The sequence below is a fragment of the Arthrobacter sp. MW3 TE3886 genome, assembly GCF_041262145.1.
GTDB lineage: Bacteria > Actinomycetota > Actinomycetes > Actinomycetales > Micrococcaceae > Arthrobacter.
Map to the genome: position 1 here is coordinate 643,528 of NZ_JBGCAN010000001.1, position 26,452 is coordinate 669,979.

The window sequence follows — 26,452 nt, forward strand, 5'->3', positions numbered from 1 at the left end:
CCACCAAAAGGTCTGCCACGACGCCCTCTTGGAAGGACTCCACGTCCATGACGGTCTTGTCCGTGTCCACGACCGCCACGAGGTCGCCGCGGCGCACGTAATCGCCGGGCTTGACGAGCCATTCGACCAGCTTGCCGTGCTGCATGTCCGCCCCGAGCGAGGGCATGAGGAAGTCACCCACCGGCGGCCACCGCCGTCTTGGCCGCGGCCACGACCCTTGCCGCGGAAGGCAGCGCAGCCAGCTCGAGGTGCTTGGCATAGGGGATTGGCACCTCGGCGCTGCAGACCCGGCCCACCGGCGCATCGAGGTCGAAAAACGCCTGCTCGGTGATCCGTGCGCTTACCTCGGCCGACAGGCTGCCGCTGCGCCAGCCTTCGTCGACCACGACGGCCCGGTGCGTCCGGGCGACGGAAGCCAGGATGGCGGCGTCATCGAGCGGCCGGAGCGTGCGCAGGTCCAGTACCTCGGCGTCGATCCCCTCCGCCGCGAGCTGCTCTGCGGCGTCGAGCACGATGGGAAGGGTCCCGCCGTAGGTGATCAGCGAGATGTCGTTGCCAGGGCGCCGGATGGCAGCCGTGACGATGTCCACCGGGCCGGCGTCGTTGGCCAGTTCACCGGGGACGTTGTATAGCGAGCCGTGCTCGAAGATCAGCACGGGATCCGGGTCCTGGAGGGCCGTCCACAGCATGCCGCGGGCGTCTTCGAGGGTAGCCGGGGCGAGGATCCGCAGGCCCGGGATATGCGCATACCAGCCCTCGAGGCTGTGCGAGTGCTGGGCGCCGAGCTGGCGGCCCGCCCCCGTGGTCATCCGGATCACGAGCGGTACGTGGAACTGCCCGCCGGACATGTGCAGCAAGGTGGCGGCGTTGTTCACTATCTGGTCCAGGGCCAGAAGGCTGAAATTGACGGTCATGATTTCCACGATCGGGCGCATGCCGCCAAGCGCGGCCCCGATCCCGGCGCCGACAAATCCCGATTCCGACAGCGGGGTATCGCGGATCCGGCCCGGGCCGAACTCCTCCAGCAGGCCCAGGCTGACCGCGAACGAGCCGCCGTAGGCGCCCACGTCCTCGCCCATCAGGAACACGCGTTCGTCGCGGATCAAAGCGTCGCGGATGCCCGCCCGGAGTGCTTCGCGGTAGCTGGATTTCATGGCGCCCCGGCTGCCTTCCCCGCAGGCTGCCCGGCTGCGTCCGCGCCAGTGGCTTCGTCCGCGCCGTCTCCGGTCCCGCGCTCGCTGTAGACAAAGCGGGTCAGTTCCTCCACCGGTTCCGGGGTTCCGGCCTCGGCGAACTCGACGGCGGCCGCGATCTCCGCCTGCGCGTCCGCCTGTAGCTGCTCCCACTCGGCGGGTGAGAGGTGGCCCGCGGACTCCAGCGCGGTCCGCAGCAGCGTGATCGGGTCCCGTTCCATCCACCGCGCCACCTCGTCCTTCGTCCGGTAGCGTTCGGGATCGAACATCGAGTGGGCCCGGAAACGGTAGGTCCGCAGCTCCAGGAAGTGCGGTCCGCCGCCGGAGCGGACGGCGTCCACCGCGCGGCGTGCACCCTCCTCGACGGCCAGGACGTCCATGCCGTCCACGGCCCACGCGGCGATCTCGTACCCGGCAGCCTTGAGGGCGATGTCCGTCTGCGATTCGGAACGGGCCAGCGCGGTACCCATGGCATAGAGGTTGTTCTCGCAGCAGAACAGCACGGGCAGTTGCCACAGGGCCGCCAGATTCATGCTCTCGTGGAATGCGCCTTCGGCCACCGCGCCTTCGCCGAAGAAGCACACCGTGACATTGGAGCGCCCCGCCATCTTGTCGGCCAGTGCCAGGCCGATGGCGAGCGGCAGGCCCCCGGCGACGATCGCGTTGCCGCCGAAGAAGCGGGTGGCGGCATCGAACAGGTGCATCGACCCGCCCCGGCCGCGGCAGCACCCTTCAACGTAGCCGTACATTTCGGCGAGGATCGCCCCGGCCGATACGCCCCGCAACAGCGCATGCCCATGCTCCCGGTACGTCGCGACCACGGCGTCCTCCGGTCCCAACGACGCGAGGACGCCGGCGGCGACGGCCTCCTCGCCAATGTAGACGTGCAGGAAGCCGCGGATCTTGGCCGCACTGTACAGCTCGACGCATTTCTCTTCGAGCTGGCGGACGCGCACCATCTGCAGCAGCAGGTGCCGGCCGTGGGCCGCGTCCACAGTGCCTCCGCGCGCGCCTGCAGGGCCGGTCATTTCGCCGCCTGTTCGGTGCCGGCGTGCCCCGTGCTGGCGTGTTCTGGGCTGGCCTGATCCGGGCTGGTCTGTTCGACGTGGGGCGGGCTTGGGTTTGGTGGGGCCGGGGGCGTCTCGATGGTGGAGGTGTCACCCTCGGGCAGGCCGAGCTCGCGGGCCTTGAGCAGGCGCCGGAGGATCTTTCCGCTGCGGGTCTTGGGCAGCGCGGTCGTGAAGTCGAGCAGCCGCGGCGCGACGGCGGGGCCCAGCCGCTTGCGGGCGAAGCCGATGATCTCCAGCGCCAGTTCCCCGGACGGTTCCCAACCGGTGCGGAGCTCGACGAAGGCCTTGACCACCTCGCCGGCCACCGGGTCCGGAACCCCGATCACGCCGGCCTCGGCCACGGCCGGGTGCTCCATGAGGGAACTCTCCACTTCGAACGGCCCGATCAGGTGCCCCGAGGACTTGATGACGTCGTCGCCCCGGCCGACAAACCAGTAGTAGCCGTCGGCGTCGCGTTTGGCGAGGTCCCCGGTCAGGTACCAGCCGCCCGCGAAGCAGCGGCGGTAGCGCTCCTCCTCGTGCAGATAGCCGCGGAACATGGAGGGCCAGCCGGGCCGGAGGGCCAGTTCACCCATCGTGTCCGGCGCCGTGACCAGCACCGCTTCGCCGTCGCGGATGACCGGCGTGCCGTCCGCCGCCCGGGCCACGAGGGCCGCCTCGACGCCGGGGAGCGGCCGGCCCATGGAACCGGGCCGGATCTCGGTGGCGGCATAGTTCGAAATCATGATGCCGCCGGTTTCGGTCTGCCACCAGTTGTCGTGCACCGGCTGGCCGAAAGCCTCCTGCCCCCACACCACCACCTCCGGGTTGAGCGGTTCGCCGACGCTGGCGACGAAGCGCAGGGCGGACAGGTCGTGGCCCGCGGCGCGGTCGGCCCCGGCCTTCATCAGCATGCGCAAGGCCGTCGGTGCCGTGTACCAGACGGTGACCCGCTGTTCGTCGAGGATCCGGTACCACCGGTCGGCGTCCATTTCCTCCTCGTCCACGATGGCCGTCACGCCGTGGCTCAGGGGTGCGATCACGCCGTACGAGGTGCCCGTGACCCAGCCCGGGTCGGCCGTGCACCAGTAGACGTCTCCGGGGTGCAGGTCCAGGGCGAAGGTGCCGGTCGCGTGGTGGGCGGTCACGGCGTCGTGCACGTGTATCGCGCCCTTCGGAGTGCCGGTGGTGCCGGACGTGAAGTGCAGCAGGGCCATGTCCTCCGGCTGGGTGGCCGCGATCTCCCCGTCCGGCGGGGCTTGGCGCATGAGGGCGGCCAGGTCCAGAGTTCCGGGCTCGGGATCGCCGTCGGCGTCGATGAGCAGGACGTGGCGCAACTCCGGGAGCTGCCCGCGCAGCTGGGCGATCTTCTTGCGGTACAGCGCCCGCGTGGTGACCAGCGCCCGGCCGGAGCCCAGCATGAGGCGCTGCCGCACCGGCTCGGGACCGAACGCGGAGAACAGCGGGCAGAACACGCTCGCGTTCTTGAACGTGCCAAGCACCGCGACGTACAGGGCGGGGCCGCGGCCGGTGAGGGAGAAGACGCGTTCCCCGCGGCCGACGCCGAGACCGCGCAGGACCCCGGCGAAGCGGTTGGTCTGTTCGGCGAGTTCGGCGTAGCCCAGGGAATGGGTGCTGCCATCGGCCCGGACAAACCGCAACGCCTCGCGGCCGGCGCCGCTGCCGGCCGCGTGCCGGTCCACCGCCTCGTAGGCGATGTTCAGTCCACGGCCTCCGGGGAGTCCGGACAGGGCCCGCCGGCCCTCATCCCAGGTGAAGTCCGCGCACATCGCGTCGTAGTCCACCAGATTCGGCTGCACCCGGAACCTGCCGATGTCTTTGTTGATCGCAGGCCAGCGGATGGAGGGTTCGGTTCCTGCCGTCATGGTTCCATCGGACTCCCGTCTGCCGGCGCCGCCCAGAGCAAAAGGTCCCGGGACCGACATACACGGTTCCGGCTTAGAATCCGCGGCGGACCAGCCACTAAACTGGGAGCCATGACTGCCACCCGTGACTTCGCAGCCGACGCTGCCGCTGCCCGTGCCCGACTCCTGGAACTGATCAAGGAACTGGCCGTAGTCCGCGGCAAGGTCATCCTCTCCAGCGGCGCCGAGGCCGACTACTACATCGACCTGCGCCGCATCACCCTGCACCACGAGGCGTCCAAACTCGTCGGACAGGTCATGCTCTCCCTGATGGAGGACGCCGGGATCGATTTCGAGTGCGCCGGGGGACTCACCATGGGGGCGGACCCGGTGGGCACCGCCGTCATGCATGCCGCCGTCGACGCCGGCCGCCCGGTGGACGCTTTCGTGGTCCGCAAGGCGCAGAAGTCCTACGGCATGGGCCGCCAGGTGGAAGGCCCCTCGGTCGAGGGCCGCAAGGTCCTGGTCCTGGAGGACACGTCAACCACCGGCGGATCCGCGCTGACCGCCGTCGAAGGCGTCCGCAAGGCCGGCGGCAACGTGGTGGCCGTCGCCGTGATCGTGGACCGCGACACCGGGGCCAAGGAAAAGATCGAGGCCGAAGCCGGTGTTCCGTATCTCTTCGCCTTCGGCAAGGACGAACTGGGCCTTAGCTAGACTTTCGGCGCCCGACGCCAAAGGTGGACTGGGTATGGGCCGTGACCTATCATTTGTCCCATACCCGTCCATCCTTTTATCTGGAGAACACGCGCCATGCTCCCGTCCGAAAAGTCCCTGAACAGCGGTGTGAATCGCGGCCCTGAAGGGCAGGGCGCCGACATCTCGGTGGGCACGGTCGACCAGATCCAGAACCTGATCCTGGACAGCGCGGACTTCGAAGAGTTCCTGAACGAGCTCGCGCGTTTTTCCGCGCACCAGGTGGCCGGCTCCGGCGACGACGCGCTGTGCGGAATTACGCTGCTCCGGGACCGTAAGGCTGCCACGATCGGGTGGAGCAGCGACTCCGCCCGCGAAGTGGATGAGATCCAGTACTCCCTGTCCCAGGGCCCCTGCCTGACCGCCGCCAAGGAAGAACGGGAAGTCTACGTCCCGGACCTCTTCGACGAGGACCGCTGGGGCCCTGACTACGCCTCCGCCGTCGCCTCGCATGGCCTGCGCTCGGTGTTGTCGGTGCCGTTCCACCTCCAGGGCGAGGCCCAGGCGGCGCTGAACCTGTACTCCGATGTCCCGCACAAATTCGACGGCGACGTCGCGGTCCGGGCCCGCGGCTACACCCGTGAAATCTCGCAGGCGCTGCGGCTGGCAGTGAGGTTCTCGCTGCACACGGACAGTGCCACGAACCTGCGCGCCACACTCGAATCCCGGACCGTGATCGACATGGCGATCGGGATCGTCATGGCGCAGAACCGCTGCGACCAGGAAACCGCGGTCCGGATCCTCACCGATGCCTCCAGCAACGGCAACGTCAAACTCCGCGACATCGCCGCCTCACTGGTGCAATCCGTCGGCGGAACGGCTACCCGGACGCACTACGAAGAGCCGAGCCGGCGACAGGCTGGCTGAACCGGCAGCGGCCTATGACTTGTGTGCGACCACTAGCGCGGATACGCTGAATGCGGTTGAGCCGTCGGCCATAGTCATCCTTCTTTGGAGTACCTATGGACCAAACACTGCAAGCCCACGTCAAACTCGATGTCGTCTCCGACGTCGTCCGGATTAGTGTCCGGGGGAGCCTCACGCAAGCCTCCCGCCCCGCCCTGATGCAAATTATCCAGCGCGTTCGCCGCATGGGGATCATCTCGCACATCCGCGTCGATCTCGGCCTGGCCGCCTTTGTGGAATCTTCGGCGCTGGCCGGCCTGCGCAACGACCTCAACGCGATCGACGGCGGGACCCCCGGCTCGGAGGTCGCCGGCATGCCGGCCCCGGGCGGCGTCTCCCTGGAACTGGCCGCGCACCGCGACGATTCCGCCGGATTGCCCACACTGGACATGGCCGGGGAATTCATGGCTTCGATCGATCCCTCAGGCACCGGGAAGCTGACCCGGTTCTCCGACGACGAACTCTTCGCCGCGAGCGACTCGGTGTTCGGCCTCCTCGATGATCCCGCTGACATGGCCCGCTCGGAACTCCTGGCGACCTATGACGAGATCGGCATGGAGATCAGCCGCCGCGAGGTTGGCCGCGAGTCCGAACCCGCGTAGCCGGCAACGGCGCCACGCGCGCCAACCGCGCTCCAGCGGCCTTCCAACCGCGCTTCCAGGCTGACCTGCGGGACCGCGGATGGTCCGGTTTCTCATCCCCGCCGAACCGTGGATACGGTAGAGATGTGCCGGCCGAGATGGATCCGAACCATCCGCGAGGCCCCGGTGCGTCCGAGGCCCGCATGCTCCGCCGCGCCGTCGAGCTTAAGCGGGTTTCCCGGCGATCGTTCCTGATCGGCGCCGGGTCCGCGTCGCTGCTGGCGGCGGACATGCTGTTCACGCAGCGCGTGCAGGCCGAGCGGCGTGCCAGCCGGATCCTCGAAGTACCCGATGACGTTGCCGAACGGTATTACCCCCACGCCAGCTGGATCCTGTTCCCCGGCTACAAAACGAGCTGGGAAGAAGCCCTGTGGATCCTGAACGCCCTGCGCGGCTCCCTGAACAAGAGGGGCCAGCTTGCCGCCGTCGGGTATTCCAACGAAGGCCTGGACATCGACGAGGTGGTCATCGCCGTGATCGAGCACGTCCGGGCCCACAATCTCACCACCCTCTACTTCTACGGCCATAGCTTCGGCGGCATGGTGGCAACCCAGGTGGCGGCCCGGCTGCGCGAACTGCACGGCGTCGAAGTGGCGTTCATCCTCCTCGACTCCAGCCCGTCGAGCCGCCACGACGTGCTGGACCAGAGCTGGTTCGAGGGCGTGGTGCTGCTCTACGAAAGCGGGTTCCGGTTCCCCACAGTGCTGCGCGGCGGCTACGAGCTCGGCGAGCGGATGCTGCACAAGAATGAGCGCAGTTGGGGCCAGGTGGTGGACCAGACGCTGGAGCAGCTGTCCCCGATCGCGCCATCCAGCGTGCTGATCCAGTCCGAATCCGCCTACATCTATCACTTTGAGGCCAGCCGTTTCATCGGGAAGCTGGGCGAAACGAAGATGGCGTTCATCGGCAACCCCCGGGACAAGACGGTGGATTACGAGACCGCCCGGGACACCTGGTCACTGTCCTTCAAAGCCAACATGGCCTCGGATGACCTGCGCACTGACGGGGCGAGGCCGGAGCACGCGAGCCCGGGCTGGAGCCCGTTCATCTACCGGCCCATCATCGAAAACCTCCAGGACGGCCTCTTCCCGCTGCCGGGCGGCGGCGGGAAGAAGACCGCGTTCTGAGGTATTGGGTTCCGGGGGTTTTGCTCAGATCTGGTTCTTGAGGTCCGCCACGGAATTCAGGATCTGGTTCGGCCGGAACGGGTACGCGGCGATGTCGTCCCGGTGGGTGATGCCGCTGAGCACCAGCACCGTGTGCAGGCCCGCCTCCATGCCGGCAATGATGTCCGTGTCCATGCGGTCGCCGATCATGGCCGTGGTTTCCGAGTGCGCGTCGATCTGGTTCATTGCCGACCGGAACATCATCGGGTTGGGCTTGCCCACAATGTACGGTTCCCGGCCCGTGGCCTTGGTGATGAGGGCCGCGATGGCCCCGGTGGCAGGCATGGGGCCGTCCTTCGAGGGCCCGGTGGCGTCCGGGTTGGTGGCGATGAAACGCGCGCCGGCGAGGATCAGGCGGATGGCCATGGTGATGGCTTCAAACGAATAGGTGCGGGTCTCGCCGAGCACCACGAAGTCGGGGTTCTGGTCGGTGAGGATGAAGCCGGCCTCGTGGAGCGCCGTCGTGAGTCCTGCTTCGCCGATCGTGTAGGCGCGATTCCCCGATTCCGACCCGCGGACCTGGTCTTTGAGGAACTGGGCCGTGGCCAGGGCCGAGGTCCAGATGTTCTCCTCCGGGATTTCCAGGCCGGAGGAACTCAGCCGGGCCGCGAGGTCCCGGGGCGTGAAAATCGAGTTGTTGGTCAGCACGAGGAACCGCTTGGAGGTGTCCACCCAGCGCTGGATCAGCTCCGATGCGCCCGGGATGGGCTGGTTCTCGTGGACCAAAACGCCGTCCATGTCCGTGAGCCAGCATTCGATTTCCTGGCCGCTGCGGTACATCGAGGCGTATGAACGGCCTTCGTCTGAATCGGTACCCTGCTCTTCGCGCTGATCTGCCATGCTGTCCTCCGCCTAAGTGTGCCGCTTCCTGTCACCCAGTCTAATGTTGAGGCGTGACTGAACCCGAGATCCCCGCCCCTTCCCTTCCCGCCGCAGAGGAAGGGCCGGAACCGAAGGCGGAGGTCGGCGTCGGACCCTGGGAAGGCGAAGTTCCCCAGGGCGAGCACTGGGACCCGGACCTGCTGGCGGACGGCGACCGGCGCAACGTGGTGGACAAATACCGCTACTGGAAGCACGAGGCGATCGTGGCCGACCTGGACTCCAAGCGGCACAACTTCCACATAGCGATCGAGAACTGGCAGCACGACCTCAACATCGGCACCGTGGTCCGGACCGCCAACGCGTTCCTCGCCAAGGAAGTCCACATCATCGGACGACGCCGGTGGAACCGCCGCGGAGCCATGGTCACCGACCGCTACCAGCACGTCCGCCACCACCCCACCGTTGAGGACTTCGTGGCCTGGGCGCAGGGGGAGGGGCTGGCGATCATCGGGATCGACATCTTCCCGGACTCGGTGCCGCTCGAGACCTACGAACTGCCCAGGGACTGCGTCCTGGTCTTTGGCCAGGAAGGGCCCGGGCCTGACCCCTGAAGTCCACGAAGCGGCGCTGGACACCCTGTCGATCGAGCAGTTCGGCTCCACCCGCTCCATCAACGCCGCCTCCGCCGCCGCGATCGCGATGCACGCCTGGATCCGCCGCCACGTGTTCGGCCAACTCCCGGGCTAAAGCCACTCCTAGGCGTCCGTGGCCCCGGGGGTTCCGTACCGACAGGCGAGCCGTTGACTTGGGTCGCAAACCAGCAGACGCTGTCGGTGCAAGGCGAACGCGCGAGGAGAAGGATGTGGACCAGAAACGAGGACATCACCGTTGCACGTCGGATGAGGCCGTCCCGTCCGGCAGGGGAGCGGAAACCCGGTGAGCGGGTTTGCGGACACCGTCCTGAATGTCGACCCGCGGCTGGCCCTGATCATCGTGGGCCTGCTGGTCTTCGCCGAGGACGCCCTCTTCGTCGGCTTCGTTGTCCCCGGGGAGACCGCCGCGGTTCTGGGCGGGGTCGTGGCCAGCCGCGGGGTCCTGCCCTTGTGGTCCGTGATGGTCGTGGTCGTGCTGGCCGCAATCTTCGGGGACTCAGCCGGATACGAGGTCGGCAGACACCTGGGACCGAGACTTCTGAGTCTGAACGTCATGAACAGGCGTCTGGCCAGACTTGAAAAGGCCCAGGAATTCCTGCGCCTCCGAGGCGGGTCGGCGGTGTTCCTGGGCCGGTTTGTGGCATTTTTCCGCGCCGTCATGCCCGCACTGGCTGGCAGTTCACGGATGCCCTACCTGAAGTTTCTGGCCTTCAACGCCGCCGGCGGCCTGGTGTGGGGTGCAGGATTTGTCCTGCTCGGTTACCTGGCCGGGAACTCCTACGACGCGGCAGCCACGTCTGCCGGACGCGGCGTCACCGCGGTGGTCGCGGTAGTCGTCGTGGCCGCCGTGATCACGTGGCGGATCCGGAAAGCCCGTGCCACGCGTAACGCCAGCGCCCGGCGCAACGCCAGCGGCGAGGCCGGCGCCGGCCAGTCCGCTGGCGGGCCGGAACCATGACCGAAGTGCCAGCCCGCGAGTGTTACAGGGCCCACGTGACCGGAGACACGGCCCCGGCGCAGGAATGGCTAGGATGGTTCCTAGCCGACGAGGTTCCCTCCAGGATCACCAGCCCGTAGACGAAATTCACATTAGGAGTCAGCATGCCCATTGCAACCCCAGAGATCTACTCCGAGATGATCGACCGCGCAAAGACGGGCGGCTTCGCCTTCCCGGCGGTCAACGTCACGTCCTCCCAGACCCTGAACGCCGCCCTCCGCGGCTTCGCCGAGGCCGAGTCCGACGGCATCGTCCAGGTCTCCACCGGCGGTGCGGCCTACTGGTCCGGCGCCGCCACCAAGGACATGGTTGCCGGTTCCCTCGGCTTTGCCGCGTTCGCCCGCGAGGTCGCGAAGAACTACGGCGTGAACATCGCCCTGCACACGGACCACTGCCCCAAGGACAAGCTGGACGGCTTCGTGCTCCCGCTGCTCGCCGCCTCCGAGGCCGAGGTCAAGGCAGGCCGCAACCCCCTCTTCAACTCGCACATGTGGGACGGCTCCGCCGAGACCCTGCAGGAAAACCTGCGGATCGCCCGTGAACTGCTCGAGCGCACCGCGGCCGCCAAGATGATCCTCGAAGTCGAGATCGGCACCGTGGGCGGCGAGGAAGACGGCGTCGAGAACGCCATCAACGACAAGCTCTACACCACTGTCGAGGACGCCCTGGCCACCATCGACGCGCTCGGTTCCGGCGAAAACGGCCGCTACATCACGGCGCTGACCTTCGGCAACGTGCACGGCGTCTACAAGCCCGGCGGCGTCAAGCTCCGCCCGGAGATCCTCAAGGACATCCAGGAGCAGGTCGGCGCCAAGATCGGCAAGGCCAACCCGTTCGACCTCGTGTTCCACGGCGGCTCCGGCTCCTCGGACAAGGAAATCGCGGACGCCGTCTCCTACGGCGTCATCAAGATGAACATCGACACCGACACCCAGTACGCCTACACCCGCCCGGTGGTGGACCACATGCTCCGCAACTACGACGGCGTGCTGAAGGTCGACGGCGAGGTCGGCAACAAGAAGCTCTACGATCCCCGCGTCTGGGGCGCTTCGGCCGAGGCCGGCCTGGCCGCCCGCGTGGTCGAGGCCGCCCAGCAGCTGGGCTCCACCGGCAAGACCTTCTAGCCATGTCCGACGAGTTCCGCAAAAACCTGATGGGTCCCGAACCCACGCTCCTGCCTGCCGAGAGCGAGATCTACCAGCATCTCGCGCTCGGCCAGGAAGCCGTGGACCTCGTGGCGAAGCACCCCACGTCCTCGCTCCTGTGGGCCATCCTCGCCGAGGAGGCCTGGAACGAGGGCCGCACCATCGATTCCTACGCGTACTCGCGGGTCGGCTACCACCGCGGCCTGGATTCGCTGCGCCGCAACGGCTGGCGCGGGGTCGGGCCGATCCCGTGGGAGCACGAACCCAACCGCGGCTTCCTGCGCTCCCTCTACTCGCTTGGCCGTGCATCCGCGGCGATCGGCGAGGCCGAGGAGCCGGAGCGGATTGAAAAGTTCCTGAAGGATTCCGATCCCGGCGCGAAGGCGGCCATCGAAGCCGAAGGCTGAGGCGGGCAATCAACCCCAACGCGGGGTCACTTACGGCCCATTCCACCCCGGTGGATGGGCCGTAAGTGACCCCGCGTTGGGGTTTAAGCGGCGACGGCGGGCTCCCACCCTGAGGTGGAAGCCCGCCGTCGTTCGTAATGGGTGGTGCGGGTGGGGACTAGCTGGCTTTGGCCAGGCCCGTGCGGGCCATGGCATCGGCGTACGCGGTGTGCATCTCCGCCAGGTACTCTTCCTGCCGGGCCGGGGTGCCGGCGAACGCCCGGCCGCTGAGCGAGCGGACCTTGTAGGTCTTCAGGCCGCGGCGCCAGATCATGGGCACTTCGGTCTTGAGCAGAAGGTTGGCCAGGCGGTTGGCCTCGGTGCCGTGGGCCACGATCACGGAGGCGCGGGGCACGAGGGCCAGGAACTTCAGCAGCGGCTTCAGGCCCGCCGAAATCTGGTCCGGCGTGAACTTGCCGTTCGGCTCGCCGGGGACGTGCCACGGGTGGACGTTCCACGGCATGACGAATTCGGGGCGCAGGCCCAGCTTCCACTGGATGCCCAGCATGCGGGTGGCGGCCTCGTCGTCGCCGGCGGTGATGAAGCCTGACGCGTCCGCGGTGCCGATGTTGGAGTACAGGCTGATGATCCGGCACTCGTCGACGTCGTGCATGGGGTCCACGTAGGGGACAGCGGTGCCAGCTTTGGTTGCCTGGAGGACGTCAAGGAGCTCGTTGACGGGGGCGACGTTAGGTTCGTACCGGCGGCTCAGAAGCTCTTCGCGGAAATTTTCGGTGGCCAGGGCTGTCATATGTTGCTGGGTCTCCTGCGGGATTGGCAAAGCAGCCACACCGGATGCAGGCACGCCGAATATGGGCATGCGGAGCAATGGTGTGGTTTGAAAATGTGGTGTGGACCGATTCCTGGTCGATCCTTATCAGTCTATCAAGCCCCGCGAAATGCAGCGCCGGACGGGACCCTGCCGCCCCCGCGCTGCTACCAGAGCCGCTTGGTGGCGCGGCGTGCCCCTTCGCCGAGGGCCTCCAGCTTGGCGTACGCGATTTGGGGATGCACCCTGCCGCCCAGCCCGCAATCGGTGGACGCAATCACGTTTTCACGTCCCACGAGCTCGGTGAAGCGCACGATCCGGTCGGCCACGAGGTCCGGATGCTCCACGACGTTGGTGGCATGGGAGACGACGCCGGGGATGATGACCTTCCCCTCGGGAAGCTTCGCATCCTCCCAGACGCGCCATTCGTGCTCGTGCCGGACGTTGGCCGCCTCGAAGGAGTAACCGCCGGCATTGATCTGCAGGACTGAGTCGACGATGTCCGCGAAGGGGATGTCCGTGGTGTGCGGGCCGTGCCAGGAACCCCAGCAGACATGCAGCCGGATCTGCTCCTGGGGAAGGCCGCGCAGCGCCCAGTTGGTAGCTTCGACCCGGAGCTGGATGAACTTCAGGTAGTCCGCCAGGCTCGGCTCGGGGTTGATCTGGTCCCAGCTCTCGGCCAGGGAGGGGTCGTCGAGCTGGACCGTCAGGCCCGCGTCGATGATGGCCTGGTATTCCTCGCGCATCGCGTCGGCGCAGGCGTAGAGGAGTTCTTCGTCGCTGCCGTAGTAATCGTTGGCCACCCGGGCGCACGAACCGGGGGAGAGGGAGGCGATGAACCCCTCGGCGAGCCCGGCCGCGGCCAGGCCTGTCTTGAGGTTGGCAACGTCCGAGGCGACGAGCTCCTGGCCCGTGTACGTCAGCGGCCCGGCGATCTTCGGCTGCGTGACGGCCTTGCGGTGGGCCAGGATCCCGGAGGAAGGGTCGTCGTAGGCGTCTTCGAACTTCAGCCGGTCCCGCCGGTCGGTGAAGGAGGTCAGGACGATGTGGCCGGGAGAGGAGCGGTGCACCCTGGCGTCGGCCCAGCGGTCCACGTCGGTCGGTTCCAGGCCGCCGAGCCTTGAAAAGGAGTAATTCCACCAGGCGCCGTAGTCCACGGAACTGGACATCGTGTGCCCGTACTCGCCGTCATTGGGGATGTCGATGCCCAGGTCCTTCTGGTGCTGGACGACGTCCACCACCGAAGTTTCGAGCAGGTCCAGGAATTCGGGCGTGATGCCGTCAGTTTCCTTGGCCTCGTTCGCGGCGATCAGCTCCGGCGTGCGGGGCAACGAGCCAGCATGGGTCACACGGATGTGGTCGGTGGTCCGGGACATGGCGCGGTTTCCTTTCAGCCGCTCGGGATTCTCACTCCCACTCAATTCCACACCGCGCGGTCCCGCAAGTGGTGCATGCTATGTGTCGGGACGCGTCGCCCGCCCTCGCGGAAGCCGCCCTGGCGTTCACCACCGGCCAGGCGGCGCGTCCAAGCAAGGACCCAAAGCGATGCCGGCCACCGATTTCGGCTAAACTTGGGTGGTAAGAGCCCCGGAACTCTGGCGTTGGATACGAACACAGCGATAGATTCGGGGCATTCTCATGAACGGCGCTGAGCTGCCGTGACCGCCTGGTCATTAAACGCAGCTCGGCCCGAACGAATGGGGGAGGATCCCATGCCAGCAATCGTGATCGTCGGAGCCCAATGGGGCGACGAAGGCAAAGGTAAGGCCACTGACCTGCTTGGCGGCCGCGTTGACTATGTCGTCAAGCCCAACGGCGGCAACAACGCCGGGCACACCGTCGTCGTAGGCGGTGAGAAGTATGAGCTCAAGCTCCTTCCGGCCGGCATCCTGAGCCCGAACGCGATTCCGATCATCGGCAACGGCTGCGTAGTGAACCTGGAAGCCCTGTTCCAGGAGATCGACGGACTGGAGGCCCGCGGCGCGGACACCTCCAAGCTGCGCGTCTCCGCCAACGCGCACCTCGTGGCGCCCTACCACCAGGTCCTGGACAAGGTCACCGAGCGGTTCCTCGGCAGCCGCGCCATCGGCACCACCGGCCGCGGCATCGGCCCTGCCTACATGGACAAGGTGGCCCGCCTCGGCATCCGGGTCCAGGACGTCTTTGACGCCTCTATCCTGCGCCAGAAGGTAGAGGGATCGCTGCGCCAGAAGAACGAGCTCCTGGTCAAGGTCTACAACCGCCGCGACATCGAGGTGGACGAGATCGTGGAGTACTTCCTGTCCTTCGCCGAGCGCCTCCGCCCTCTGGTGATCGACAGCACCTACGTCCTGAACACCGCCCTGGACGAGGGCAAGGTGGTCCTCATGGAGGGCGGCCAGGCCACCTTCCTGGACGTTGACCACGGCACCTACCCCTTCGTGACGTCCTCGAACCCGACCGCGGGCGGCGCCTCTGTGGGCTCCGGCATCGGCCCCACCCGGATCTCGCGCTCCATCGGCATCATCAAGGCCTACACCACGCGCGTGGGCGCAGGTCCGTTCCCGACGGAACTGTTCGATGAGATGGGCATGTACCTGCAGAAGACCGGCGGCGAGTTCGGCGTCAACACCGGCCGTCCCCGCCGCTGCGGCTGGTACGACGCCGTGCTGGCGCGGCACGCCTCCCGGGTCAACGGCTTCACGGACTACTTCGTCACCAAGCTGGACGTGCTGACCGGCATCGAGCAGATCCCGGTCTGCGTGGCCTACGACGTCGACGGCATGCGGCACGACGAAATGCCCATGACCCAGACCGAGTTCCACCACGCCAAGCCGATCTTCGAATACTTCGAAGGCTGGACCGAGGACATCACCGGCGCCCGCACCCTGGACGACCTGCCGGAAAACGCCCGGAACTACGTCCTGGCCCTCGAAAAGCTCTCCGGCACGCGGTTCTCCGCGATCGGCGTCGGCCCGGACCGCGACCAGACAATCGTGGTCAACGACCTCATCAACGATTAGCGCCGACTGACACCAACTGACGCGTCACCAGCTGGCGCACGACGGCGGCGGGTCACCTGACAAAGGCGGCCCGCCGCCGTCGCAGTTAAGGCCGGGTCTCAGCGGGGTCCTCCGCGGACGTGAACTGCAGCGAGAGCCAGTTCTCCCGGCATGCCCTGGCGGCGGCCTCGGCGTCGCCGAGGCGGGCGAGCCGGATGATTTCGGCGTGTTGCGCCACCGATTCCCGGGCGGCAAAGGAACCGAAGCGCATCCGCTCCACCCGGCGCAGCACGGGGGTGGTTTGTTCCAGGAGTTCCTGGAGCACCGGGTTGCCGCTGACCGTGACAAAGACGGCGTGGAAATCGTCATCGGCCTGCAGCGCCGACTCGACCTCCGCGGCCTGCAGGGCCTGTTCGAAGCGCGCATTGGCCTCGCCCATGGCGGAGAGGTGCTCCGCCGACAGGAGCGGGACGGCCAGGCGGGCGGCCAGTTCGTGCAGTCCTGCCACCACCTGCTGCGTGCTCAGCGTCGACGCCTGGTCGCAGGGGGCGACGATTGTCGCCTTGCCCGGCAGTGCAACGATCAGTCCGGCGCGTTCCAGCCGCAACAGCGCCTCCCGGATGGGTGTCCGGCTCACGCCCAGCCAGGCTTCCAGTTCTGTGTCTTTTAGCCGTTCGCCGGGCTCGAAAGTGCCGTCGACGATCGCGTTCCGGATCGATTCAAAGACGTTGTCCCGCAGCAGCGGCCGCTTGTGGACTCCGGCGAGCGAGGGAACGGGCATGCAACATATCGTATATTGCCCTTGCCCCTCCCGGGGCAGGTATCCGACAATGCAATATATTGCATATTTGTTGTTCACCCAGCCGTTTCCCACCGCGAGCGAAAGACCGACGATGGCCATCACCGATTTTGAGCGCTACCCCCTGATGTTTGGACCGAGCCCCATCCACCCGCTGCCGCGGCTCAGCGCGCACCTGGGCGGGGCGCAAATCTGGGCGAAACGGGAGGACGTCAACAGCGGCCTCGCGTTTGGCGGGAACAAGACGCGCAAGCTTGAATACTTCGTCCCGGATGCCTTGGCGCAGGGTGCGGACACCCTCGTCTCGATTGGCGGCTACCAGTCCAACCACACCCGCCAGGTCGCGGCGGTGGCCGCGAAACTTGGCCTCAAAGCCCGCCTGGTTCAGGAAAACTGGGTCGACTGGCCGGATCCGCTGTCCGACCGGGTAGGCAACATCCTGCTCTCGCGCATCATGGGCGCCGACGTCCGGCTGGACAGTGCGGGCTTCGACATCGGCATTCGCAGCAGCTGGGAGACCGCGATCGAGGAGGTTGAGGCTGCCGGTGGCAAGCCGTACGCGATCCCGGCCGGCGCGTCCGACCACAGGCTGGGCGGGCTGGGCTTCGCCAACTGGGCCTACGAGGTGGAAGAGCAGGAGCGCGAGCTCGGCATCTTCTTCGACACGATCATCGTCTGCACCGTCACCGGCTCCACCCACGCCGGGATGATCGCGGGTTTCGCCGGCCAGGACAAGCCGCGCCGCGTGATCGGCATCGATGCTTCCGCGACGCTGGCGAAGACCCGCGACCAGGTTGAACGCATCGCCCGGAACACCGCCGAGCTGATCGGCCTGGGCCGGGAACTCCGCGACGACGAAATCAACGTCATGGAGGGTTGGGCCGGGGACCGTTATGGAATTCCCGTCGAGTCCACCCTGGAGGCCATCCGCCTTGGCGCCTCGCTCGAGGCCATGATCACCGACCCCGTCTATGAAGGAAAGTCCCTCGCCGGGCTAATCGACCTCGTGAAGAGCCGGGAGATTCGGGCCGGCAGCAATGTCCTCTACGCCCACCTCGGCGGCCAGATCGCCCTCAACGCCTACAGCGGGCTCTTCCGGTCCTGACACGGCGCACGACGGCGGCGGGTTCCCTGGCGGGACCGCGGTCGTCTTTATGCCCCGCCAGCGCCGGCTAAAAAAGAAGTCAAGAAAATTCCGATCGGTGCGTAACCTTTCGGGCCCGCCCAGCGATTACCTCTTTGTAAGCGCCGCCGGAGTTCGGACCCCCCACCAGACACCGGCTGGCCTTCCACCGTAAGCGCCGACCGGCGCCTTCCCCCCATCTGGTCTCCGGTCGGCCCTTTACCGTAAGCGCTTGCCGGCGCCTGCCCCCATGGGCGCCGGCAAGCCTTCCACGGCGAGAGCGGGCTGTCGACTGCCCCCGAGGCATCAGCCCGCCTCCACCAAAAAACAAAGGATGTATGTCTGTTATGAAGAGTGTTAGCAAGACCACCAAGATTGCCGTCGGCGCCGCCATCCTGGCAGTCGGAGGGTTCTCCGGCATCGGACTGGCCAACGCGGCCCAGGTTTCCAGCACCCAGCAGTCCGACGTGAACCACGCTACGCCCGCCACGCCGGCTGTCCCGGCAGTTCCGGCCACTCCGACGCTCCCGGCGAAGCCCGCCGTCCCCGCCGTTCCGGCCACTCCGGCCGCTGACGGCTCCGCCAAGGGCCAGACCGAGGCCGACGCCGAGGTTGATGGCACCGAGGGCTCCGTCGACGGCTCCGTGGACTCGAAGGAGGGTGCCACCGTCAAGGGCGGTGCCAGTGTCAAGGGGGCTGCCGGCGAGGCGCACGCCAACGCCAACGTGAACGCCGCAGTTCCGGCAACCCCGGCCGTCCCCGCGGTTCCGGGCGCCGACGGCGTTCCGGCAACTCCGGCCGTGCCGGCCGTTCCGGCCCAGCCGTCCGTCGAGTTGCCCCAGCACGACAAGTAATATCCGGCTGTATTGCCTGGACCCGGCACGGGTCTGACAGCAAGGAGGGAGCCCTCACTTTGAAGGGCTCGGGGGTGCGGCCGCTAGAATTGCGGGGGGCCGCACCCCAGCAGTAACGGAAGGACAGCCTCTTGGCACAGCAGCTAAGCGACGACGAATTGTCAGCCGCTTTAGCTGGTGACCCTTCTGGTTTCAGCGCGGTGTACGCGGTCATTTCCCCGGCCGTGCTGGGCTACTTCCGGGCCCGGGGCGTGGACGACGCCGAGGCCCTCACCCAGGACGTGTTCGTGGACGTGCTGCCGAAACTGGCCGGCGTCCGCGGCGGCCACACGGGTTTGCGGACGTTCATTTTCTCCGTCGCCCACGCCCGGCTGGTCGACTACAGGCGGCGGGCAGAACGCACGCCGCACCTGACCGAATACGACCCCCTGAACGACGCACGGTACTCGGCATCGGCCGAGGACGAAGCGCTCGGATCCCTGGGCGGTATCTCGGACACTCTCGCGAGGCTCAATGAGGAGCAGCGCGAAGTTCTGGTCCTGCGGATCGTCGCGGACCTTTCCATCGAACAGGTGGCCGGCATCATGGACAAGACGCCGGGTGCCATCAAGCAGCTTCAGCGCCGCGGGCTCAGTGCCCTGCGCGAACTCGTAACCGAAAAGGACCACGCAGCATCATGACCGGCACCCGCGACCCCCAGCAGGATGACACCATCCAGGCGATGCTGGGCGACTCCGGCCTCGAATCCGCGGCCGAGCTTCGGAGCGCCCTGGAACAGCTCCGCGCCGTGGTCCCGGATGCGGCTCCCGCACCCCGCGCCGACCTCGAGGCCTTGTTCGCCGCCGGAACGGCCGGAGCAGCCGGTCCAGCCGCCCCTGACTCAGCCACGACGATGGCGCTGGCCACGGTCGCGTCCGCGAAGAATGACGCCGATGCATCGCTGCCAGCCGGGGTCACGAGCCTCGCCGAGCGCCGCGGCCGGAAGCGTCGGCTGGCCATCGTCGGCGGCGCCGTCGTGGGTGCCATGACCCTTGGTGCCGGCGCCGTGGCGGCATCCAGCGAGGACTTCCGGCACAGCGTCAGCCACACCGTCGGGGTTATCTTCCAGCCCGCGGGCCACGGCGCGCCGGCCCCGGAGCATGTCGCGCCCTCGCCGTCCACCATCCCCGCCCTTCCCGTGCCCGGCGCCACGCCGGGTCCCGGCACGCCCGGCGCTGCCCCGTCCGGAGCATCGGCGCGCAGCAACTCGAGCACTCCGGGCTCCCCGGCGGCCGGACACGCCCCGCCCGCCATGCCGCCCGCCGTCGGCCGCGACGGCATCCTGCCGACCCCCGGCCAGCGGCCCGGGGCGCCGGGACTGCCAGAGTCACCCGGCCTTCCGGGCGGCGGCGGAAACGCAGGCAAGGACCTGCCGCGCGTTCCGGGCCACATCACGCCAACCCTGCCCGGCGTCGTTCCGACCAAGGCCCCCGGCCAGCCATAGGCCGCCCTTTAAAGCCCTTTGTTAACCCGGTTGCGCTATCACCTAGGGCGGTCACGAGCGCCGGCAAATTCTTATGGTCGTAGCAACGCTCTCATTGATGGAGCGTTTGATGGTCAATGTATTTTCCCTGGAAGCGCGCACTGAGTTCTTTGATCTGGTGTGCTCGGGGAGGTCGATTCTTGCTGCCGCCCGGTGTGTCGGGGCCACGCATGGGACCGGGAGGAACTGGTGGGCCCAGTCTGGCCGGATGATGACTATGGACATGGGGCCAGTCGGGGGCCTGGCGGATCCGGCGCCCTCGCCCGGGGGCCCGGGCCGGGCGCTGGACCTGGCTGAGCGGGGGATGATCCAGATGGGCCAGCGCAGCGGGCTCAGTTACGCCAAGATCGCCGAGCTGATCGGCCGGGACAGATCCGTGGTCTGGCGTGAGGTCAACCGCAACACCGGCGACGACGGGGTGTATTACGCCTCGGTCGCCCACACGAGGGCCCACCAGGCCAGGCGCCGGCCCAAACCGCTGAAACTGGTCCAGGACGAGGCGTTGTGCCGGCTGATCGGGGTATGGATGGATGACGGGTGGAGCCCGAAACTGATCTCGGAGATGTTGGCCTTCTACTTCGCCGACGATCAGACTATGCAGGTGAGCCACGAAACGATCTACCAGGCGCTGTACGTCCAAACCCGCGGAAGTCTGCGGGCGGACCTGGCGGAAAAGCTCAGCCTGAAACGGAAGCAGCGCGTCCCGCATGCCGCGGACCGGCACAAGAACAGCCCCTACAAGGAGGCCTTCAAGATCAGCGAACGCCCGGCCGAAGTCCAGGACCGGGCCGTGCCCGGGCATTGGGAGGGAGACCTGATCATCGGCTCTAACGGGACCGCGATCGGCACCCTCGTGGAACGCTCGACCCGGTTCACGATCCTCCTCCACCTCCCCGGGGACCACACCGCCGACACCGTCGCTGCCGCGATGATCCGGGAGATGGGCCACCTCCCGGATCACCTGCGACGCTCGATCACCTGGGACCGCGGAACCGAACTCGCCGAGTATGACCGGATCCAGACCGCCCTGGACACCACGCTCTACTTCTGCGACCCGCACTCGCCCTGGCAGCGCGGCACCAACGAGAACACCAACCGGCTGCTGAGATTCTGGTTCGAGAAAGGCTCGGACCTCTCCGTCCACACCCCCGAAGACCTCCGCCAGGTCGCAGCGAAACTCAACCGCCGGCCCCGTCCCACCCTCAACCTGCAGACCCCAGCCAACCGGCTGAACCAGCTGCTGCAAACAGCAGCCTAAACACCCGCGTTGCACCGACCAGTTGACTTTGCCCGCTGAGAACGACCGTAAGTGATAGCGCAACGGGTGGGTTGGCAGGTGGGCTGGACTTAGGCCAGGACCTGCCGCTTGGAAGAGATGACGCCGGTGTCGAACCCGGCCAGGTGCAGGCCGCCGTGGAACCGGGCATGCTCAATCTTCACGCAGCGGTCCATCACGACGTCGAGCCCGGCGGCCTCGGCCTCCTTGGCAACGTCCTCATGCCAGGAACCCAGTTGCAGCCAGAGAGTCTTGGCGCCGGCGGCGATGGCCTCGTCCAGCACCCCCGGCAAATCGCCGTGCTTGCGGAACACGTCCACAATGTCCGGGCTCTCCGGCAGGTCCGCGAGCGACGCATACGTCGGCTGACCCAGGATTTCCTTCACCACCGGGTTCACGAAATAGACCTTGTACCGGGTGGAGGACTGCAGATAGGTGGCCACGAAATAGCTCGCCCGCGACGGCTTGTCCGAGGCGCCCACAATCGCGATCGACTTCGCCTGCCGCAGCAGGTTCAGGCGCTCCGGCGCCGACGGTCCGGTCCAAGTCCTGGCATCTTCCGTGCTCATGCGTTCACTCCGATCGTGCAGGCGGCGGCTTCATCCGGCCCGGCATTCAGCTCCTCCGGGGCGGGCTCAACGGCCGCCTGGGACGCCGCGTCCAGCGCTTGGTCCAGGTCCCAGAGGATGTCGTCGATGTCCTCGAGGCCAACGGAGATGCGGACCAGGTCCTCGGGGACACCTGCTGACTCGAGCTGTTCGGGGCTCAGTTGCTGGTGGGTGGTGGACCCGGGGTGGATGACCAGGGTCCGGGAGTCGCCCACATTGGCCAGGTGCGAGGCCAGCTGCAGGGACTCGATGAACTTCTGGCCCGCGGCCCGGCCGCCCTTGACGCCGAAGGAGAACACCGAGCCCGGACCCAGCGGCAGGTACTTCTTCGCCCGCTCGAAGTGCGGGTGCGAGGGCAGGCCGGAGAAGTTCACGTAGGCCACGCGCTCGTCCGCTTCCAGCCATTCGGCCACGGCCTGGGCGTTCTTCAGGTGCTCGTCGAGGCGCTGGGGGAGCGTCTCCACGCCCTGCAGCAGCTGGAACGCCGACTGTGGGGACAGCGCCGGGCCGATGTCGCGCAACTGTTCGCAGCGCAGCTTGGTGAGGAACCCGTACTCGCCGAAGTTGCCCCACCAGGACACGTCTCCGTAGGAGGCCACGGGCTCGGTCATGGTCGGGAAATTGCCGTTGCCCCAATCGAAGCGGCCGCTTTCGACGATCACGCCGCCCAGGGTGGTGCCGTGGCCGCCGAGGAACTTGGTGGCGGAGTGGATCACGATGTCCGCCCCGTGCTCGATCGGCCGCACGAGGTAGGGCGTGCTCAAGGTGGCGTCGACGACGAGCGGGACGCCGGCGTCGTGCGCCACCTTCGCGAGGGCCGCGAGGTCCTGGACCTCCGAGGACGGGTTGGCCACCACCTCCACGAAGATCGCCTTGGTGTTCTCCCGCACGGCGGCGGCGTAGTCCGCCGGATCGGTGCCGGCGACGAAGGTGGTGTCCACGCCAAAGCGGCGCAGGGTGACGTCCAGCTGGGTCACCGTGCCGCCGTAGAGCTGGGAGGCGGCCACGATGTGGTCCCCGGCCTGGGTCAGGGCGGCAAAGGTGATGAACTCCGCCGCCATCCCCGAGGACGTCGCCACCGCGCCGATGCCGCCCTCCAGGGAGGCGATGCGCTCCTCGAACGCGGCCACGGTGGGGTTGCCGATCCGGGAATAGATGTTGCCGTATTTCTGCAGCGCGAAGAGGTTCGCGGCGTCCTGGGTGTCCTTGAACACGAAGGAGGTGGTCTGGTAGATCGGCACGGCCCGGGCGCCGTGCTCGGCGTCGGGGGTGCCGCCGGCGTGCAGCGCGCGGGTGCGGAATCCGTACTTGCGGTCAGCCATTACGCGTTCACCAGCTTGCTGGTAGTGCCGGTTGCCGCCGGGGTCCGGGACAGGTCCAGCTCGACGCCGTTCTTCCGTGCGAGGTCGGCCTCGAGTTCGCGGACAATCGGCAGGACGTCCGCGCCGAACGCGGCGACTTCCTCCTGGAAGTGCAGGTAGCCGGTCAGGAACAGGTTCACGCCGATCTTCTTGTACTCCACGATCCGCTCGGCGATCTGCTCCGGGGTGCCGATCAGCTGGGTCTTGAAGCCGTCGTTGTACTGGACCAGGTCCTCGAAGCTCGAGTCGGCCCACATGCCCTTGCCGTCCTTGGTGGACGCCCCGGCTTCCTGGACGGCGGCGCGGAACCCCTCCACGGCGGGCTTGTGCGCCTTCTCGACGATCTCGCGGAGGGTGTCGCGGGCTTCCTTCTCGGAATCCCGGGCGATCACGAAGCCGTTGAGGCCAAACCTGGGAGAGGGGAGTGTGGGCAGGGCGTTCCCGGCCCCGCGTCCGCTGTCGCCGGCGGCGGCGACGACGCCGGCGATGTTCTCCTTGAACCCCTCGAGGTCCTTGCCGTTGGAGAAGTACCAGTCAGCCACCCGGCCGGCGGTGGCCTGCGCGGCCGTGGAGTTGCCGCCGAAGAAGATCTCCGGGTGTGCCCGGCCCGGCACGTCCACCGGTGCCGGGTTCAGGGTGAAGTCGGTGATGTTGTAGTACTTGCCGGACTGGCTGTAGTCCTGCTCGGTCCAGAGCCCGCGGAGGACCTTGATGAACTCCTCGGTGCGGACGTAGCGCTCGTCGTGTTCGAGCCATTCGAGGCCGAAGTTGGTGAATTCATCCTTGAGCCAGCCGGAGACGATGTTCACGGCGGCGCGGCCGTTGGAGATGTGGTCCGCGGTGATGATGTACTTCGCCAGCACGCCGGGGTGCCACATGCCTGGGTGGACGGCGGAGATCACCTTGAGGCGCTCGGTGGCGGCCAGCAGCGCCAGGCTGAACGAGGTGGCCTCGTGCTGCTTGTCCGCGCCGTAGGAGGCGGCGTACCGGGTCTGGGTCAGGGCGTATTCGAAGCCGGAGTTTTCCGCGATCCTGGCCAGCTTCTTGTTGTACTCGAAGTCCCAGCCGGTGCGCTGTTCGATGGTGGACACCACCAGGCCGCCGGAGACGTTGGGGACCCAGTAGGCGAACTTGAGCGGTTCGGAAGGACGGGCGACGTTGCTGATCTCAGTCATGGGTGTTCCTTTACTTCCGGGTGGGGCTTGCTGTTGCCAGGGATTCCGCCGCGCGGTCGCGCAGCACATCCTGGATGCCCGCGATGGATGGTTCGTTCTGCAGCGAGGTGGTGTCACCGAGCGTTGTGCCTTCGAACAGCTGGGTCAGCAGCCGGCGCATGATCTTGCCGCTGCGGGTCTTCGGCACATCGGGAACGACGACGACGTCCCGCGGCTTCGCGATCGGCCCGATCTGCTGCGCGACGTGCGCCTTCAGGACACCCTGGATGTCGGGGGTGGCCGCCGAATCCTTCAGCACCACGAACGCGACGATCGCGTGGCCGGTCTTCGGGTCCGCGACCGGGCAGACGCCGGCCTCCACCACGTCCGGGTGGGAGACGAGCGCCGATTCGACCTCGATGGTGGAGAGCAGGTGTCCGGAGACGTTGAGGGTGTCATCCACCCGCCCGAGGATCCAGATGTCGCCGTCGTCGTCGTACTTGGCGCCGTCACCGGCGAGGAACCAGCCCTGCTCGGCGTATTGGCGCCAGTACGAGTCGAAGTAGCGGCGCGGGTTGCCCCAGACCGTCCGGGCGATCGCGGGGCCGGGGGAGTCCACCACGATGAAACCCTGGACGCCTGGCGGTACCGTGTTGCCGGCGTCGTCCACGATCCGTGTGCTGACGCCGGGCAGCGGGCGGGCCGCGCAGCCGGGTTTGAACCCGGGGTCCGTCGGCGCGGGGGAGAGGATGGTGGCGCCGGTTTCGGACTGCCACCAGGTGTCCACCACCGGGGCGGTGCCGGCGCCGATGTTGGCCCGGAACCAGCGCCAGGCCTCGGGGTTGATGGCCTCGCCCACCGTGCCGAGCAGACGGATGGAGGAGAGGTCGTACGTGTCCGGGACGCCGTCCGGGAACCAGCCCATGAGGGAGCGGACCAGGGTGGGCGCGGTGTAGTACTGCGTGACCGCGTAGCGTTCGATGATCTCGAAGTGCCGGCCCGGGTGCGGGGTGTTGGGTGTGCCCTCGAAGATGACCTGCGTGGCGCCGTTGGAGAGCGGGCCGTAGAGCTCGTAGGTGTGCGCGGTGACCCAGGCGAGGTCGGCCGTGCACCAGTGCACGTCCTTCTCCCGCAGCGCCGGGTCCGGGTTGCTGAACAGGTGCTCGAAGCTCCAGGACGCCTGCGTGAGGTAGCCGCCGGAGGTGTGGACCAGGCCCTTTGGCTTGCCGGTGGTGCCGGAGGTGTACATGATGAACAGCGGCGTCTCGGCGTCGAACGCCTCGGCCTCGTGAGTCTCGGAGGCGGACCCGACGGCGTCGTGCCACCACACATCGCGGCCCGCGGTCATCGGGACGGTGTCCAGCTCGCCCGCGGGAGTGGTCCGGTTGACCACCAGGACGTGTTCGATGGCGTTGTCGCCGGAGACGGCGGCGTCCGCGTTGTCCTTGACCGGCACGGCGGTGCCGCGGCGGAACTGGCCGTCGGTGGTGACCAGGAGCTTGGCGCCGGTGTCCTCGACCCGGAACTTCAGGGCCTCCGCGGAGAACCCGCCGAAGACCAGGGAATGGATGGCGCCGATGCGGGCCACGGCGAGGGTGATGATGACGGTTTCGGGGATGACGGGGAGGTAGATGACCACCCGGTCGCCCTTGGTGATGCCCAGGTCCAGGAGGGCGTTGGCGGCTTTGGAGACCTCGCGCTGGAGGTCGGCGTAGGTGACGGCACGGCGGTCACCGGGCTCGCCCTCGAAGTGCAGGGCCACCTTGTCCCCGCGCCCCGCCGCTACGTGGCGGTCGACGCAGTTGTGGGCGACATTGAGTCTGCCCCCTTCGAACCAGGTGATCTGCGGTCCGACGCCGTCCTCGACGTCGGCCGGGACCCGGCGGTGCGCGGTGTGCCAGGGTTTGGCACGCTCCGTTGTGCCGCCGGGCACGTCCGCCCAGTCGAGGCGGAGAGCCTGGGTTTCCCAGAACGCAACCGTCTCTGCCTGGGCAGTTCCCGCCGTCGCGGCGGCGCCGTGCCGGGGAAGGTAGTTTCCGGGGGTGGTGCTGCGGTGACGCGCCGGCCCGTCGGTGGGGACGCCGTGCACTGCGTCGTCCGTGGGCTCGTTCAGGGACCATCCCGAAGAGCCGCGAGAGGAGCCGGGCGCGTCACGCGGCCCTGCTTCGTTCGCCGTCGCGTCCGAAGTGGTTTGTGGGAATGCCTCGGACGCGGTCCGGGCAAAGGTGGGCAGGGCGGAATAATTCTCAGGGGTCATTGCTGCACTCCATCGGTCCTGGCAGTAGCACCCTTGGTCCCTCCGGTTCCCTCGAATTTCCTCGAAGGAGGGCGGAACAGTTCCGTGGGAATGGTCGTCTCACGTCACC

The 26,452-nt window shown here is 67.6% G+C and carries 24 protein-coding genes and 2 pseudogenes; 14 read left to right on the forward strand and 12 right to left on the reverse strand.

The window, feature by feature from the left end; genetic code table 11:
• Positions 1-43: 43 nt before the first annotated feature.
• The 4 genes and pseudogenes from ABH915_RS03020 to acsA all read right to left on the reverse strand — a co-directional run.
• Positions 44-259 (reverse strand): annotated as a pseudogene (locus ABH915_RS03020) (biotin/lipoyl-containing protein); the annotation flags it as partial.
• A complete protein-coding gene (locus tag ABH915_RS03025; RefSeq protein ID WP_370117631.1) occupies positions 174-1,154 on the reverse strand; it encodes an alpha-ketoacid dehydrogenase subunit beta in 981 nt (326 codons plus the stop codon). The gene ABH915_RS03025 and the pseudogene ABH915_RS03020, both read right to left, overlap by 86 nt.
• Entirely contained in the window at positions 1,151-2,221 is a 1,071-nt protein-coding gene (gene pdhA / locus ABH915_RS03030; protein WP_370117634.1) for a pyruvate dehydrogenase (acetyl-transferring) E1 component subunit alpha, read from the reverse strand. The genes ABH915_RS03025 and pdhA overlap by 4 nt, the downstream gene beginning before the upstream one ends.
• Positions 2,218-4,128, reverse strand: coding sequence for an acetate--CoA ligase (gene acsA, locus ABH915_RS03035; RefSeq protein ID WP_370117637.1), 1,911 nt, complete (start codon positions 4,126-4,128; stop codon positions 2,218-2,220). The genes pdhA and acsA overlap by 4 nt, the downstream gene beginning before the upstream one ends.
• 111 nt (positions 4,129-4,239) lie before the next feature.
• Between acsA and pyrE the strand changes: the two genes are divergently transcribed.
• The 4 genes from pyrE to ABH915_RS03055 all read left to right on the forward strand — a co-directional run bounded on the left by pyrE (position 4,240) and on the right by ABH915_RS03055 (position 7,537).
• Entirely contained in the window at positions 4,240-4,824 is a 585-nt protein-coding gene (pyrE, locus tag ABH915_RS03040) for an orotate phosphoribosyltransferase (protein ID WP_223914541.1), read from the forward strand.
• Between the two features lie 96 nt (positions 4,825-4,920).
• Complete coding sequence (locus ABH915_RS03045) at positions 4,921-5,730, forward strand: GAF and ANTAR domain-containing protein (RefSeq protein ID WP_370117640.1); 810 nt, start codon at positions 4,921-4,923, stop codon at positions 5,728-5,730.
• A 95-nt stretch (positions 5,731-5,825) separates the two neighbouring features.
• Positions 5,826-6,371 carry a hypothetical protein gene (locus tag ABH915_RS03050; protein ID WP_370117643.1) on the forward strand — a complete coding sequence of 182 codons (546 nt, stop codon included), beginning with the start codon at positions 5,826-5,828 and terminating at the stop codon, positions 6,369-6,371.
• A gap of 137 nt (positions 6,372-6,508) precedes the next feature.
• Positions 6,509-7,537, forward strand: coding sequence for a thioesterase domain-containing protein (locus ABH915_RS03055; RefSeq protein ID WP_370124920.1), 1,029 nt, complete (start codon positions 6,509-6,511; stop codon positions 7,535-7,537).
• Between the two features lie 24 nt (positions 7,538-7,561).
• Here the strand turns inward: ABH915_RS03055 and ABH915_RS03060 are convergent, their stop codons facing one another.
• On the reverse strand, positions 7,562-8,416 hold the full coding sequence (locus ABH915_RS03060; RefSeq protein WP_018776140.1) for an HAD-IIA family hydrolase: 855 nt from the start codon (positions 8,414-8,416) through the stop codon (positions 7,562-7,564).
• A 53-nt stretch (positions 8,417-8,469) separates the two neighbouring features.
• Here ABH915_RS03060 and ABH915_RS03065 point away from each other — a divergent pair.
• The 4 genes and pseudogenes from ABH915_RS03065 to ABH915_RS03080 all read left to right on the forward strand — a co-directional run bounded on the left by ABH915_RS03065 (position 8,470) and on the right by ABH915_RS03080 (position 11,600).
• A pseudogene (locus tag ABH915_RS03065) lies at positions 8,470-9,145 on the forward strand (TrmH family RNA methyltransferase).
• Positions 9,146-9,334: 189 nt separating this feature from the next.
• Positions 9,335-10,009, forward strand: coding sequence for a DedA family protein (locus tag ABH915_RS03070; protein WP_370117646.1), 675 nt, complete (start codon positions 9,335-9,337; stop codon positions 10,007-10,009).
• A 143-nt stretch (positions 10,010-10,152) separates the two neighbouring features.
• Complete coding sequence (fbaA, locus tag ABH915_RS03075; protein ID WP_370117648.1) at positions 10,153-11,172, forward strand: class II fructose-bisphosphate aldolase; 1,020 nt, start codon at positions 10,153-10,155, stop codon at positions 11,170-11,172.
• A gap of 2 nt (positions 11,173-11,174) precedes the next feature.
• Positions 11,175-11,600: a DUF3151 domain-containing protein gene (locus tag ABH915_RS03080; RefSeq protein ID WP_018776136.1), complete on the forward strand. Its 426-nt coding sequence runs from the start codon at positions 11,175-11,177 to the stop codon at positions 11,598-11,600.
• Positions 11,601-11,757: 157 nt separating this feature from the next.
• Here ABH915_RS03080 and ABH915_RS03085 read toward each other — a convergent pair whose 3' ends face one another.
• Both ABH915_RS03085 and ABH915_RS03090 read right to left on the reverse strand, forming a co-directional pair.
• Positions 11,758-12,390, reverse strand: coding sequence for a uracil-DNA glycosylase (locus ABH915_RS03085; protein ID WP_028277428.1), 633 nt, complete (start codon positions 12,388-12,390; stop codon positions 11,758-11,760).
• A 185-nt stretch (positions 12,391-12,575) separates the two neighbouring features.
• Entirely contained in the window at positions 12,576-13,784 is a 1,209-nt protein-coding gene (locus tag ABH915_RS03090; protein WP_370117651.1) for a cobalamin-independent methionine synthase II family protein, read from the reverse strand.
• Positions 13,785-14,120: 336 nt separating this feature from the next.
• Between ABH915_RS03090 and ABH915_RS03095 the strand changes: the two genes are divergently transcribed.
• On the forward strand, positions 14,121-15,410 hold the full coding sequence (locus ABH915_RS03095; protein ID WP_370117654.1) for an adenylosuccinate synthase: 1,290 nt from the start codon (positions 14,121-14,123) through the stop codon (positions 15,408-15,410).
• An 85-nt stretch (positions 15,411-15,495) separates the two neighbouring features.
• Here ABH915_RS03095 and ABH915_RS03100 read toward each other — a convergent pair whose 3' ends face one another.
• Positions 15,496-16,170, reverse strand: coding sequence for a GntR family transcriptional regulator (locus ABH915_RS03100; protein WP_370117657.1), 675 nt, complete (start codon positions 16,168-16,170; stop codon positions 15,496-15,498).
• A gap of 112 nt (positions 16,171-16,282) precedes the next feature.
• Between ABH915_RS03100 and ABH915_RS03105 the strand changes: the two genes are divergently transcribed.
• The 5 genes from ABH915_RS03105 to ABH915_RS03125 all read left to right on the forward strand — a co-directional run bounded on the left by ABH915_RS03105 (position 16,283) and on the right by ABH915_RS03125 (position 20,945).
• On the forward strand, positions 16,283-17,293 hold the full coding sequence (locus tag ABH915_RS03105; RefSeq protein ID WP_370117660.1) for a 1-aminocyclopropane-1-carboxylate deaminase: 1,011 nt from the start codon (positions 16,283-16,285) through the stop codon (positions 17,291-17,293).
• 365 nt (positions 17,294-17,658) lie between these two features.
• On the forward strand, positions 17,659-18,165 hold the full coding sequence (locus ABH915_RS03110; protein ID WP_370117663.1) for a hypothetical protein: 507 nt from the start codon (positions 17,659-17,661) through the stop codon (positions 18,163-18,165).
• Between the two features lie 131 nt (positions 18,166-18,296).
• The gene (locus tag ABH915_RS03115) at positions 18,297-18,845 is read left to right on the forward strand and encodes an RNA polymerase sigma factor (RefSeq protein ID WP_370117666.1); all 549 of its coding nucleotides are present in this window, start codon (positions 18,297-18,299) and stop codon (positions 18,843-18,845) included.
• Complete coding sequence (locus ABH915_RS03120) at positions 18,842-19,648, forward strand: hypothetical protein (RefSeq protein ID WP_370117669.1); 807 nt, start codon at positions 18,842-18,844, stop codon at positions 19,646-19,648. Before ABH915_RS03115 ends, ABH915_RS03120 begins: the two co-directional genes overlap by 4 nt.
• A 109-nt stretch (positions 19,649-19,757) precedes the next feature.
• On the forward strand, positions 19,758-20,945 hold the full coding sequence (locus tag ABH915_RS03125; RefSeq protein WP_370117672.1) for an IS30 family transposase: 1,188 nt from the start codon (positions 19,758-19,760) through the stop codon (positions 20,943-20,945).
• Between the two features lie 89 nt (positions 20,946-21,034).
• Here the strand turns inward: ABH915_RS03125 and ABH915_RS03130 are convergent, their stop codons facing one another.
• Genes ABH915_RS03130 through acs form a run of 4 tightly spaced genes read right to left on the reverse strand, consistent with a single transcriptional unit; the run spans position 21,035 to position 26,343 of the window.
• Complete coding sequence (locus ABH915_RS03130) at positions 21,035-21,532, reverse strand: CoA-binding protein (RefSeq protein ID WP_370117675.1); 498 nt, start codon at positions 21,530-21,532, stop codon at positions 21,035-21,037.
• Positions 21,529-22,893, reverse strand: coding sequence for an O-acetylhomoserine aminocarboxypropyltransferase/cysteine synthase family protein (locus ABH915_RS03135; RefSeq protein WP_370117679.1), 1,365 nt, complete (start codon positions 22,891-22,893; stop codon positions 21,529-21,531). Before ABH915_RS03135 ends, ABH915_RS03130 begins: the two co-directional genes overlap by 4 nt.
• Positions 22,893-24,107 (reverse strand): dimethylsulfone monooxygenase SfnG, encoded by a 1,215-nt coding sequence (sfnG, locus tag ABH915_RS03140; RefSeq protein ID WP_370117682.1) that lies wholly within the window; start codon positions 24,105-24,107, stop codon positions 22,893-22,895. Before sfnG ends, ABH915_RS03135 begins: the two co-directional genes overlap by 1 nt.
• A gap of 10 nt (positions 24,108-24,117) precedes the next feature.
• On the reverse strand, positions 24,118-26,343 hold the full coding sequence (gene acs / locus ABH915_RS03145; RefSeq protein ID WP_370117685.1) for an acetate--CoA ligase: 2,226 nt from the start codon (positions 26,341-26,343) through the stop codon (positions 24,118-24,120).
• Between the last annotated feature and the right edge of the window lie 109 nt (positions 26,344-26,452).